General features: G+C 39.2%; 10 protein-coding genes. 1 reads left to right on the forward strand and 9 read right to left on the reverse strand.

Going from position 1 to position 13,673, the window contains the following annotated elements; genetic code table 11:
• Window positions 1–25: 25 nt before the first annotated feature.
• Window positions 26–1,657: a SusD/RagB family nutrient-binding outer membrane lipoprotein gene (locus tag G7B20_RS13590; protein ID WP_164111958.1), complete on the reverse strand. Its 1,632-nt coding sequence runs from the start codon at window positions 1,655–1,657 to the stop codon at window positions 26–28.
• A 48-nt stretch (window positions 1,658–1,705) separates the two neighbouring features.
• On the reverse strand, window positions 1,706–5,050 hold the full coding sequence (locus tag G7B20_RS13595) for a SusC/RagA family TonB-linked outer membrane protein (protein ID WP_164111959.1): 3,345 nt from the start codon (window positions 5,048–5,050) through the stop codon (window positions 1,706–1,708).
• Between the two features lie 307 nt (window positions 5,051–5,357).
• On the opposite strand from G7B20_RS13595, the gene G7B20_RS13600 reads away from it, so the two are divergent.
• Complete coding sequence (locus G7B20_RS13600) at window positions 5,358–6,140, forward strand: leucyl/phenylalanyl-tRNA--protein transferase (protein ID WP_164111960.1); 783 nt, start codon at window positions 5,358–5,360, stop codon at window positions 6,138–6,140.
• A 43-nt stretch (window positions 6,141–6,183) separates the two neighbouring features.
• Here G7B20_RS13600 and G7B20_RS13605 read toward each other — a convergent pair whose 3' ends face one another.
• The 7 genes from G7B20_RS13605 to G7B20_RS13635 form a co-directional block, all read right to left on the reverse strand.
• Window positions 6,184–6,543: a DUF2200 domain-containing protein gene (locus G7B20_RS13605; protein ID WP_164111961.1), complete on the reverse strand. Its 360-nt coding sequence runs from the start codon at window positions 6,541–6,543 to the stop codon at window positions 6,184–6,186.
• Window positions 6,544–6,551: 8 nt separating this feature from the next.
• The gene (locus tag G7B20_RS13610) at window positions 6,552–7,253 is read right to left on the reverse strand and encodes a Crp/Fnr family transcriptional regulator (protein WP_164111962.1); all 702 of its coding nucleotides are present in this window, start codon (window positions 7,251–7,253) and stop codon (window positions 6,552–6,554) included.
• A 386-nt stretch (window positions 7,254–7,639) separates the two neighbouring features.
• A complete protein-coding gene (locus G7B20_RS13615) occupies window positions 7,640–8,875 on the reverse strand; it encodes a PQQ-binding-like beta-propeller repeat protein (RefSeq protein WP_317164370.1) in 1,236 nt (411 codons plus the stop codon).
• A 442-nt stretch (window positions 8,876–9,317) separates the two neighbouring features.
• Window positions 9,318–10,454: a TlpA family protein disulfide reductase gene (locus tag G7B20_RS13620; protein ID WP_164111964.1), complete on the reverse strand. Its 1,137-nt coding sequence runs from the start codon at window positions 10,452–10,454 to the stop codon at window positions 9,318–9,320.
• Between the two features lie 329 nt (window positions 10,455–10,783).
• Window positions 10,784–11,227: a TlpA family protein disulfide reductase gene (locus tag G7B20_RS13625; protein WP_164111965.1), complete on the reverse strand. Its 444-nt coding sequence runs from the start codon at window positions 11,225–11,227 to the stop codon at window positions 10,784–10,786.
• Window positions 11,228–11,317: 90 nt separating this feature from the next.
• Window positions 11,318–12,829 (reverse strand): PKD-like family lipoprotein, encoded by a 1,512-nt coding sequence (locus G7B20_RS13630; protein WP_164111966.1) that lies wholly within the window; start codon window positions 12,827–12,829, stop codon window positions 11,318–11,320.
• 14 nt (window positions 12,830–12,843) lie between these two features.
• Window positions 12,844–13,653 (reverse strand): DUF4843 domain-containing protein, encoded by an 810-nt coding sequence (locus G7B20_RS13635; protein WP_164111967.1) that lies wholly within the window; start codon window positions 13,651–13,653, stop codon window positions 12,844–12,846.
• Between the last annotated feature and the right edge of the window lie 20 nt (window positions 13,654–13,673).

Consider the following 13,673-nt stretch of genomic DNA (forward strand, 5'->3'; position numbering starts at 1 on the left):
TATCGTTCATCAGATCTATATTTTTTTAGTTAACATCCCACCAAACTTTTGTATTTTGATTGTTTTTAGGGGCAACAGCATTAAAATTAGTCCCATTACTCGCAATTTCTGAAGCTGGATAAAGTAAACGCACGGGTAATTTATCAGCGGTGTTGAGCTGAATTCCATCTTGCACATCGGGGTGTAATACCGGAAAGTCTAACCTGCGATATTCAGCATAGGTTTCATAACTCTCTAATATATTAGTGTTCATCCATTTCTGAATACCAATTTGTTCTAATGCAGTACTTGGATTAAGTGTGTAAGTAGACGAATTTACCAAAGCTACTTTTACAGCTGTCGTTGGTTGCACAGCCAAGCTAGGTACTTTAGTGGGTGCACCACTTTTAATATAGATGTCATAATAGGCTTCAATAGACCTTTTAATACCTTCATCATAATATGATTTGGCCATGGCAAAATCTCCCCCCGTAATGTATCCTTTCAAAGCTGCTTCGGCCAACAAGAAATCAACATCGGCAGCTGTTATACCTACCCCGGTCGGCAGCTTGGTATTTCTTACAAAAGTTGTCGAATCTAAGCGCGCAATACGCAAAGGAATTGTAGTTGCATTCAACCCTAATGTAGCTTTGGCATCCTCAGCTGCTGGCATACCTTCATAAATCGGATTTGTTGCCGGTTTTTTGAAAAATATCGGCAACCGGGGGTCATTAGCGGCTACCATTTTATCGACCATTAGTTTTGGTGCGAAGCTAAAATTAGATTGCTCATTAAATGCACGCGTTTGTGTGTTACCACCACCACCAGCCACCGCCGTCTGGTCGCCTAAATATAAATAGACATTATCAGCATTGGTTGTTACCATAGGTGCATTTGTACTCAATAAATCATTAATCTCCAGCTTGGTCTTGGCATCATCTTTAGCAGCGATACGAATCGCATAACGCAGTCTTAGTGAATTAGCAAATTTGACCCACTTACTTAAATTTCCTTGAAACAAAATATCCTGTTGTGGAAATGCGGCATGAGAGGTGTACAATGTTGGTTGTAAAGTGGTAGCGGCCAATGAACTTGCAGCTTCTTTTAGATCTGCTAAAATAGCATAATAAATAGACTTTTGATCATCATACTTTGGATACAGAACCACGGGCTGACCAAATAAAGAGTTTTGTGCTTTGAAAGCTTCGCTATAAGGCATATCATCAAACAGATCTGTTTGCTTTGCAGTATTGTAAGCCATTAAGATTTTGGCCATCATATAATAAGGTTTATACTCTTCTTTTTGAGCATCAGTTAAGGTATAATTGTATAACTGCTCCATCCCTTTAAGGTCGACCATTTTACCGGTATAATAATCCCCCCAACGACCTTTATCTGCCGCATTTGTCCAGGTATAGACATTACTCGTAACGTGATCAGTCGTCGAACCTAAAACCTGTACTAGCTGACTAATAACGGGCATGTGATTAGTATAAATATCCGAATAATCCTGACGTAGCGTTTTATCTATTGCCGTAGGTAAAAGGTATTCTATTTTTGTCTCCGTATTGGATTCTGGGTTTTGAAATAAATCGTCTAACCTTTTCTCACAAGAAGCTAAAGTTAAGGAAAGTGCTATCGCACAAATACCCGATATATATATTTTACTTGTTTTCATTGTCGTAAGTATTTTTCGTGAATTAATTAAGCGCTACTTTAATTTCTGTTAAAATTTAGCTGTTACAGAAAAACCAATATTCCTTGCTGTTGGATATGCTGTATATTCATAGCCTGCATTGGTACCTCCAGTACCAATTGCTGAGTTTGGAGATACATTCGGCAATGATTTATAAATATAGAATAGATTACGACCTATTAGTCCTATTTTAAGATCAGTGAAACCTGCATTTGCCACAAATTTGTTGGGCACGTTGTAGTTTAACGATAATTCACCTAAGTATAAATAGTTATTTTTATAAACAGCATCTTCCGTACTAAAACCACCATAACGATTTCCATAATAAACGTTTGCAGCAATTACATTTTCATTTGGTGTGCCATCTGCTTTAACGCCATCTACCAAAATACCATCATTCCTCACAATTACCCCTGTAGGAGGCGTTTCTCCATTCTTCAAAATAATATTTTTACCTCCTTGCGTATAAAATGCTATACCCCCATGCTCTGCGTCACGGCCAAACAAAGTCTCTTTGGAAACACCCGAAGATTTCATGAATTGATTCGTATAAGAAACGATGTTACCCCCTAAGCGGTAATTCATTGAAACTTGAAGATCAAATCCTTTATAACTAAAAGTATTGAATAAACCTCCATACATCTTTGGCAACGCATTTCCAACTTTAGACAATTCAGATTCGAAAGTTACATTCCCATTGGCATCAACGATTAGTTTACCATCTTCATTACGAGCCAATTTGTACATATAGATATCATAAGGAGAGTCTCCCACTACAGCTTTAAATACGGTGTTGAACGGATTACCTAGAATACGCTCTTCAATTCCCTCTGATAAAGAGATAACCTTTCTTTTTACGATACTGGTATTGGCACTTATACGCCATCTAAATTCATCTGATCTTACAGCATCTGCGCTTAATGAAACTTCAAGACCTTTGTTTGCTAAACTACCTGAGTTGATTCTTAAGTTAGAAGCACCGCTAGATGGCGCGACACTTGTAGATGCAATTAGATCTACCCCGCGATTGTTATAATAAGTTACATCTAAATTAATCCTATTCTTCAAAAACGATAATTCTAAACCATATTCATTGGAATAGTTTTTCTCCGCCTTGATTGAGGTTGGTGGCACACTTGCAGGAATGCTGCTTGTAACAGCCGACGTTCCGTTACCTTGCAAATAGGAACCAATAGCATAGGACGAATTGGCGAAGTATCTACTTGGTACTGTGTTCCCGACTTGTGCATAAGAACCTCTTAACTTAGCATAGCTTATAAAAGCAGGCATTTTAACTACATCGGATAAAATTAAACTTAAACCGACGGATGGATAAAAGTAACTCCGACTGTAGCTTGGCAATTTTGATGACCAGTCATTTCTGGCTGTAACATCTAAATACAGGTAATCTCTAAAAGATAACGAAGCAGAACCAAATAATGCATCATAACGTTCACCACCAGATGAACCCGAAGGTTTAGGTAATCCTACAGTTGATTTACTGTTGTTAAAACTAAACACGTCATTGAAGCGTAGTCCTCTTGTCGCTAGATTGTTGGAATATCCATAGCTATCATCAATTGAAGCACCTAGATTTACACCAAGTTTAAAATCCGGATTAATATCTTTAGTGAATAAAGCCAAAAATTCACCGTAATTACGAAAGCTTTGACCAATAACTCTTGAATAATTTCCTTGTAAGCTCGAAGCATCAGTCGGGTTAGAGAATGCTAACCAACGTTCTTTAGTTTCATTTAAATTAAAATACCTGTCGGTGCCCCCCCGTATACGAAAGCTTAATAAATCACTGACTTTATAGGTACCAGTAATACTCGCTAAAAACTGTTGTTGATCACTTGTATAGCGGTTCTCTCTTTGATCCCAAAATAAAGGACGTAAAATATTGTCTCTAAAATTTCCTGAGATCGTACTTATTTCATCTGTAAGGTAATAACCTAAACTGTTTTTGTAGTTATCTTCGTATAAGCTAATGATTTCATTTCTAGGAATCGGATAATTGGATGCTCTATCAATCCTTTGTGCAGGATTTTGGTTATTGATGCTGTTGTATATAATCTGTGCATCCACTGTTAATTTATCCGTAAAATTATACCCCGAAGCAAAACTTATAGAATTACGCTTCTGTTTCATGTTGGGCAAAAAGCCACCATAATTAAAGTTTGTGGCTGATAAACGAAAATTACCTTTCTCGTTAGCACCAGAAATACCCAATGTATTGCTGTTTGTATACCCTTCATTAAAGATATCTCTAAAGTTATTGGGCTGAGCAACCCACGGGCGGGCCACACCGTCCCACCACTGTACCGTTTGACCTTCCAGTTTGGGACCAAAGTTTTGTGTCGACGTACTCACATAAGTTGGGGTAACGCCATCGGCAGCAAATGTCGTAAAATAAGGTGTAGTACCGTTACCATATTCATTCTGATACTCTGGCAATCCTGTTATCTGGTCAACAGTGTAGCTGCTGTTAAAAGAAATTCCTATCCCTTTATTCACAACACCTTTTTTAGTTGTAATCACAATCGCTCCGTTTATTGCTTGTGAACCATAAAGCGCTGCGGCATTGGCCCCACGTAAAACAGTTAGGGATGCGATATCCTCCGGATTTATCGTATTCAACAAAGATCCATTAGCTGTCCCCCCGGCACCACGACCAGTAAAACCATCATCGTTATCATTTACAGGTATACCGTCTAAAACAATTAAGGGACGAGCGCTACCATCCAAACTATTGATACCTCTTATGTTGATACGGGTACCCGTCATTGGTCCACCAGACATATTGGAAACATCTACCCCAGCAAGCTTTCCCATTAAGGATGTACCTAAATTACTGCTACCCGCATGCACGATGTCCTCGCCTTTAATATCACTCACAGCATAACTTAATGAGCGTTTTTGGCGGCTTATACCTAAAGCAGTTACTACAACATCGGTTAATTCTAAGGTGCTTCGGGTCAGTCGAATGTTGACAGGAGCCGAACCATCTGTTCGAACTTCCTCTCTATTGTAACCAATAAAAACAAACTCTAAAACTACAGTTCCGCTACCCGCATTTTGAATGGAAAATGTTCCATTTTCATTGGTTTGAGTAACTAAGGATGTGCCCTTAATCTTAACACTAACGCCCGATATAGGTTGGCCGGCTTCGTCTACAACTCGCCCCCTTATATCCACAAGCATTTTATTTGATGCTTCTATTGACTTTGGGTATTCGTTTTTAAGCGCCATTTCCTCTGCATTGGCATGCAGCCCGAACAAGCACATCATAACAGCGGTTAATTTCACAATCCCCATTGGTTTTTCCGAGAGCCAACTTCTCTCTCTCTTTGACATAATTTGTGTGTAGTTCATATATTAGTTTTTAGGTGTGCAATAATCGATGCTAACTAGTCAAGCCAAAAGACAAAAAAAATCGATCAACATAATTGTTATAATAAATCTACAGATAGAACCTTATTACAAAAATGGATTATTTTACAATTAAGATGGATTATTTCGATAGCAGCGATTTGATTTCTGCGGGTTGATTATGCAATAATGACAACCATAGAAAGATAAATCACCTGTATGTAGTAAACTTTTATCACTTCTATTAAATAAATTCTGCTAAATTTGAGTAAAACACAACTAATCAATTCGTTAACTAATAACATGGATTATGGGAGTATTTCGAAAGATAGTGTCATCTGTTATCCCGGGAAAGTATAAAAATTCTACCCTCCGGCTATTTCAAAAAGCATTTCACGGCGGTTTGGTAAAGGTATCTGGCGGAGAAGAAGAAGCCTTGTTCTGGGCCTATGCACAGGCCAAACTAACAGCATACACCATGGTTCAGGGCTTTTTACAAGGCACATTTCCTATGCCTAAAGTCGATAACAACAAGGTGTTTATCTGGTTTGATCCCGATCCCCGGGGTATTATCCCCATAGCCGATTTTAAGATAAGAAATGATCTGTTACGTTGTTTGAAAAAAGACAGACTACAGGACGAAGACAAGCGCTTTGAAGTCAGGTTGAACATGAATTTTGAACAGACCATAAGAAACTGCGCCAAACCCCGGGGAGAGAAAACGACAACATGGATAACGCCTGAATATATCAAGGTGATGTTAGAACTTCACGACATGGGCATAGCCCATAGCGTCGAAACCTACCAAAATGGCAAGCTTGTCGGTGGTGTTTTGGGGGTATCTCTAAACGGGTACTTCGTGACATTAAGTCTCTTCAGAACGATCGATAATGCGAGTAAAGTGGCTTTTTGTTATCTATTGACCAAACTTAAAGAAGATGGGTTTAAGCTGCACATTAGCGGAGCAGCAGACAGTTGGTTTACACAGTTCGGGGCAGTCAACGTGTCAAAAGAAGACTTTAAGAAGGAGCTGATTACAGCCATCACCTCCCCCGTTACTTTCAGTACCAGAATTCCGGAACTAGCATTATAGCCTACAAGAAGCCTGTTCCTACCCCGGGACAGGCTTTCGACCATCATCGCAAAATCTTCTCCATCTTCTTACCTTTAGCCAGCTCATCCACCAATTTGTCCAGGTATCTTACCTTTTGTGTCAATACGTTTTCGATATTTTCTACCCGGTATCCGCAGATAACACCGGTAATCAGTCCTGCATTGGGATGGAGGCTCGCCTTCTCAAAAAACTCTTCAAAGGTAATGCGATCAGCTATGCACCGTTGCAAATCAGCGGTACCAAACCCCGTCAACCAGGTGATGACTTGATGGAGCTCCTCCTCCGTCCGTCCCTTTTTCTCCACTTTGGCTACATAGTGCGGATAAACGGATGCGAATACCATTTTTGCGATACGTTCGTCCTGAGCATCGGAATTGTTCATATATTTAATTATTTGAGCGTATTTGATCTCATCTGTATTAAAGAGCTCGTTACACTCGGTTTGATTTTTATCTTTACGTCCGCGGGCTGACAGACGTAAAGACGGAAAACAAGCAGTTTGAATAACAAACAACAACCTAATATAGCATTTTCGGACCACTTAATCAACCTAGCCTGCGCTATCCTCCTCAGGCCGATCATCCCCGGACAGGTCATCTCAAATCTCCGATAGCGTTTTTCTGCCGAAGGCAATCGACATAGGAAAGCCCGTTCCTCAGCATCTCTATAATACATTTCGAGAATTATACGACCGATGATATTTGCTCCATAGAATTTTTCATACAGTGTTTCGAGCGATTTACGACTAATCTCAATCAACAGCGTATCCTCTAAGGTCTGTAGATATTCATTGGTCTCATCATCCAAATCCAGATTACGGATACTCCCTATAATATTGCTCTCCCCGTTGATCCAGGTGGTAACCTCCTCTCCTTCATCTTTGAAAAACCTCCGGATGAGTCCTTTGACAACAAAATGCACCATATCGGGCTGGTCTATAGGGCTTCGAATGAACTTTCCCTTTTTGATGGATACATACTTTGTATTTTTTAATAAGAAAAGGGCGGCTTCGGGCGATACCGGATTTATCCTGTTGAAGAAATGAACAATTTCTTTACATCCAGTAGTCCGATAGTGTGTTGTTGCAGGCATAATTAGTCGGTATCTGATAAAAGTTTTTCCTCTTTTAATTTTGAATGAGATACACCTACGGTTCTTGTTCTTGCAAAAATGTATGAGCTCATAATCGAATGCGGCAACCGGTGTTGTACCACAGTCTTACAATATTCTTTGTTCATATATTTGTCTTTGTTTGGTGTCTTTGGATAGACAATGTTACATATTCGTCTATGAAAACTGCTATTATCACTAGGGACAAAAAGGGGACAATGTAAAAAATAACAAAAAAGAAACTGTACTACAAGCAGTTACACAATCAAAGACCGCAGAAATCTCGGCAATAAAGTAAAATCATTTAGACAATACCCCTTACTGCAAGAGCCTACGCAGGAAATAATGAACAGTAAAAAAGATTAAAGTTATTGTAGTTTCTGCAACGCGTAGATGATACCGTCGCTTGCGCCAAAATATAGCCTATCTTGTTCTATGCACACCGTAGAGAAAATACTTCCCATCTCGTGGTAGGCATCAAACAGCCGGTTTATATCGCCGTTATAATCCGACAGCAGTCCCTCTTTCTGGGCACCATTGGCGCCAAAAAAATCGGACCGGTGTCTTTTACTCCATTCCGTCTGAAAAACAGGCTTCAGCTGCTGCCCTTCCATAGCCAATCGGTACAGTACACCATCTATCGCACCAAAATAAGCGAAGTCTCCGCTTAGGGAGGGACTAGCAAACACATTCAGGGGTACAGCAGGTTCGGCCAGCACCTTACCCGTCGCCTTATCGACTACCAATGCGGAAAACGAGTCCGACATCGTCACTACCAATCGGTCTTTATACACATTCGGCACACTTATCCAGCTCCCCTGCTGATGATACACCCAGTGGCCCGTTCCGTCTTTGGTATTCAGGGCATACAGATTAAAATCCCTAGCTCCAAAATACACCCTCCCCTCCGATACTACGGCATGGAACTGCACTTCACCTTTTGGAAAATACGATTCACCCAGGGTATCAAACTTCCAGCGCAGGCTTCCGTCCCGCTCCAGGCAATAAAAAAAACCATCAAAACTACCAATAAAAATAGCCCCATCCGCCACAACCGGGCTGGCATGTACAATGCCGCCTGTCTTATAGCGCCAGTGCAGCGAACCGTCATGCGCATGGAGCGCGTACACGTGGCCATCGCCCGAGCCAAAGTAAACAAAGCCCCTATCCAGCACTGGAGCAGAAAGATAATAGTCCCAGGCATCGTAGACCTGCTCGCCCTCCGTCTGGTACTTCCATCGGAGCAGGCCCGATTTTGCATCCAGTGCATATAGATGGCCATCCGTGGCCAATACATAGACTAGACCGGCACCGACCGCCACTGCAGACCGGATCTCGCCTCCCGTTCTGTATTGCCACAGCACATTTCCCTGCGCTGCCTCTATCGCATAGAGCGAGCTATCACAAGAGCCCACATACAGGATGCCATCCTGCACTACGGGCGAGGAGAATACCTTGCCTTTAGTCTGTACCTTCCATTTGAGCGGCAATTCATGCGTCGTCTCTTTTGGGTATACAGAATGGCCCCGTTCCAACGGTCTTGCAAGGACAGCCTGTTGCATCATCACTAGGCATATTGCTGAAATAAACAAATTGAAGGTCATATAATTAAGGCGTTGATTAACACAAACCTACATAAATTCGCCTTTACCCGCAATACAATTGTGACGTAATATAAAGAGGTACTATAAAATGGAATTTCGAGTTCTCCTCATCCCTTTAGATTCTTTTACAGCGGAAATATATTCAAATTCCAGCTATCTTGTCCACTCGATAAATCCTTCTCTCTCTTAAATGTCTATGGCTTATCTCAATAAATAATCCAATATTAACATCATCATCCACTAATCGACAAAATTCTAGACGTGTGATATACTCCAGCGAAGAAGCTGAGTTGAATCAAGCAAATTACAAGGAAGCGGTTGCGCACATGAGTAATGGAGATTTTTTTCTCTCCAAAATATGGTGGTAAAAAAAGGTAGAAAATAGAAAAGCGCTTCTATAATCAAGAAGCGCTTTCTTTGTTTTTAGTTTTCAATTTGCTCCCTAATATCCGTAAATCTTTTTTAAAGCAATATCAATATCATCAGTTGCCGAAGCAACTACACGGAGAATTACTTTTCCTTCTGCATCAATTAGGATTTTTGTTGGAAAACCAGTCACGTTATAAGACTTTACAATATCCAATTTTGCACTGTTCTCATTATTTAATACATTGATCCAATGTATCCCCAATTCATCGATAGATTTTAACCAGGTCGTTTTAGAAATAACCTCTGTCTTTCCAAACTCCTGTGCTACCCCTACAATTTCGAAGCCCTTTTCCTTATATTTCTCTCGAAGTTCTTTCAAATGAGGCATTGAGGCCTTACATGGGGCACACCAGCTTCCCCAAAAATCAAGCAAAAAAACACGACCACGCAGATCATTCAATGTAAATGGCTTGCCATCAGCTGTCGTACGCTCAAAATTGATAGCCTGCATACCTTTGGCGGTTACAAGGTCATTCGCAACAATAGCTTTAATTTCCAAGTACTTTTTTGTACCTTCAAAATCAGGGAGTTGTAAATCTGAAAATGCTTGTGCATAGTCATCCGAGGTATACAAATTCTTCATCCGATGAAGCAAGAATAAACTTACGAAGGATTTGGGGTTTTTAGCTATAAATTCCTTTTGCGCTATTCTTTCCTGGTCTCTCAACTTCACCATCCTCTTATTGCGCTCTGTCCAAACTGGAGAGTCTGTCTGATTCGGATTTTTTAAAAGATCCGCATAAATATAAGCCATTTCTTGAGTGGACCTACGATAAGATTTACGCAACTTATTGTAAAGGTTGTTTTCCTCTCCCCCTTTTACGAAGGCAAGCTGTAGTTCATCACTGGTGCCCTTGATAAAAATGTTACTATGTTGAATAAATATATTCAAGGGCCGCTGTTGCATAATTTTTGTCCGATCTGTTCCAATAGCCCTTACAGTAGCGTCGACTACCAATTCTTGCTTGGGTACCTTAATTTCGAACCTATCCACCTCTGGTTTGGCTACGTAGCTATGTTGTTTTCCACTATAGTCGATAAAAGAAATTACCACATTGACTATTGGTTCATCTTTTGGTGCTTTCAATATGCCTTTTACAAGAATGCTGTCAGTTTGTCCCAACAAATTAAAAGGCAATACTATTATCATAATTACAACTTTAATAATATCTGTGCATTTTTTCATATGTGTATAATTATTCGTGCATTTAATTGTTTTCTTGATGGAACTCATGAATGCTTCGCATTTATTTCATGAGCTCGCAAGCTCGGTTTGATTTTTATCTGTCATATGGAATATCCAAAGTATATTATGCACGCTTTTATATCGAAAAGGTAGGCATGCTGCTCCGCGGTTATTCGTGTTTGTGCAGCTACTGCTACATGGATATTTCATATGTAGTTTTATTTGTTCTTAAATGTCATATGTGGTACCCATGAGTTCCTGTGCTTCGCACTAAACAGGAGTACATCATACGACTAATCTTCTTTTAATAATTCTTCCAATAATTCCTTCAATTGAGGATTTGATGGACGTGGAGAGTTGATCGTCACTATTTCGCCTTTTTTATCAAAAATCATAAATCTAGGAATCCCCGTAATTTTATAGTATGTTGCCCATACATCGACCAACACCACTTTCCCCTTCAAGTCCGAAAATTGCACTTCATTACCCTTATGATCAGCAAATTTGAAATTCAAGCCTGGATCTCCTGGTTGGAGTTGAGCCATTTCGTTTCGTATATGCCTATTTTGCTTAACCTGACTTTCAGTCAATAGGTACTGCTTATATTTATCTTGTGCAATTTTATAATTGGGATACTCTTTTTGCATCTTTAAATACGACAACAAAGCATCACCTTTTAATGTATCATTCTTGATTAGGGCCAGTTCTGCTTCTAACATCTCAATACCTTTTTTCATTTGTGAATAGTATGATTCAGTTTTCCTATAAAATAGCTAGCCTTTATGCGTTCGTTTTTATGTACAATAACTCGTTGATATTTCAATTGTTTACTGTCTATAAGATACATCTACAATCTTCCCAAACCCTTCGTATACTTCATTCAATACAGGAGTGTCCGAAAGATTAATTTTATAAAACTCCATTTTTCCAGAGCTGTTCGGATTAGCTTGATCGTAAGTACAAACCATTAACTTAGACCCGAACTCATTGTAACGGACATTATTGAAAACCTGTAATATACGTTGAAATTTAATTAGCGATATGGAGCGATTTCCTACATCGAGTAGTGTTTTAAACACCTTATTAAAAGGATCGTATTGAAAGACTTTGTTCCCCTTAGCAAATATTAAATATCCATAATTTGGATCAACCGCATAAAAGTCGGCCGATTCAATACCGAACGTACTTTCCACATCATCAAATGCTAATGGTCTAAGAACACCGCTACTTGGATTTGTAGCACGCAACAAGCGCAACTTTTTTGTTGTAGGATTTTGAAATAATGCATAAAACTGAATACTGGATAAACGAACGGATTCCATATAAAGCAGATCATCACCGACATTAGCTGGATTTAAAACATCAGGCAATGAAGATGAAGGCACCAAGCTAGCTCGATTAGTTCCTTCATGGGTAATAAAGCGCTTATTATCCGTATCGTACATCAATAAATACGGATTCGTATTCGTGTATTTTTCAGCAATATACTTTGAAACTTTAAGCTGTACCCCCGTATTCAATCGATTAATTGTCGGACCATAAGTATAACCATTTATTATGTATTCATATCCAACCACGCCATCACTATCCAACATATACACTCTATTGCTACTTCCCATTCCTCGAATAACTTGTGCATGATAACCTACCTTTGTGGGTCTGAATACTTCTTCTTTTAAATTGCGGTATGAAGTCCAGACCCTGTTGGTGTTGTCAATGCTATACGTCTCCTGATCACTACCCACGTAGATCCGTGCTGTAGGTTTTGATGTAAATGGATCGTAGTTATAGACGAAATAAACCAATTTAGGTTTTCCCTTTAATGCTATTTTACTCCATTCAGCAAGTATGTTCTTATTATATTCATAATTTTTGGTCGTACTATTAAAATGGAGCATATCTAATCTTGCCGTATCGCTGATGTTATTCAGCACCAACCAGCCATCGGCAATTCTGGTCGTTATAGTCAGTTCGGACGAAATCTCCCAAAACCGTTTGGTACTTAATTCTGTAACTCGAAAGTACAACTCATGTTTGCCCGGCTCCAGCTCGTTCAACTTTTTATTTAATTTTTGGGTCTGGGCCAGTACTTTCTTATCCGCTCCAACGATGGTAAACCATTCATAGCTGTACTCTTTATCTATAAAATCTCTCCCGTTTGCAAAATTAAGTTCAGGATTAATTTCTAAGTTGATCTCTAAATAACCGGTATAACTTTCTTCAACACCAGAAATCACCAAACTATCCAACTCTGTATATTCATAATTACCCAAATCTTTTCTGCAAGAAGTAAATACAGAAAGAACCGTTAACAGTAGGTATAATATTTTATTTTTCATCTTCGTATCATTTATTATTTTACAGCTTGTCCCATCCTCATCTCTGTAACGCCATCGGCTTCGTAAACCGTCGTCCCCTTCGCTTTCATTTCATTAAGGTACCCCTGAGTTCCAAAAGCCCAAGAAAAAACCATAGAAACACTAGGTCTAAAACCAGGAGATGTTACTGTTGGAATATCCAAATCATATCTATCAATCAGTAGCTGAAATTTCTTAGAGCTATATTCTCCCAAATACGTGATCATTATTTGAGCGCCACTTGGATTAATTTTTTTATCCCAGAAAAAAGGTGCTCCAGCGATATCATCCACATATAAGGTAAAATCATTAAATGTTGTGGGTTGAGAGGCAGTTGTGGTTTCGATATCCTCCGGTTGAAAATCTGTAACAAAATTAGCGTTAGCCTTTAAGCGCATTTTCAAATTCAAGGCTTCCATTGTCATTACATTATTTCTCAAAAGTCTAATCTGTACTGTATCCGACACCTTGTTGGCTTTTATCGCAAACTCTTTATTCACGAATTCGTAATCCCTACCTTCCTTAAGGGTACTCGCAGGATCAAATTCTATCAAGTACTTTCTATCCCTATTTTTCACTTCACCGGTCGCCATAACATGAATATTGAAAGTATCTACTTTTATTTCTGTATTGGTGTATCCAAAAGAATAAAAGTAATCGCTAAAGGGCTGGTATCGTTTTCCAACGAATTTACCTTCAAAATATATGGTACTAGAACTATTATAAAGTTCCAACTCTTTCTCCTTACAGGATGACAAGCAGACTGCAGCGAGCAATAGACTATATAGAAATTTTATATTTTTCATCTTAATTTAGTTATCATTCA

Origin of the sequence: Sphingobacterium sp. xlx-96 (genome assembly GCF_011007365.1) — a bacterium.
Taxonomy (GTDB): Bacteria; Bacteroidota; Bacteroidia; order Sphingobacteriales; family Sphingobacteriaceae; genus Sphingobacterium; species Sphingobacterium luzhongxinii.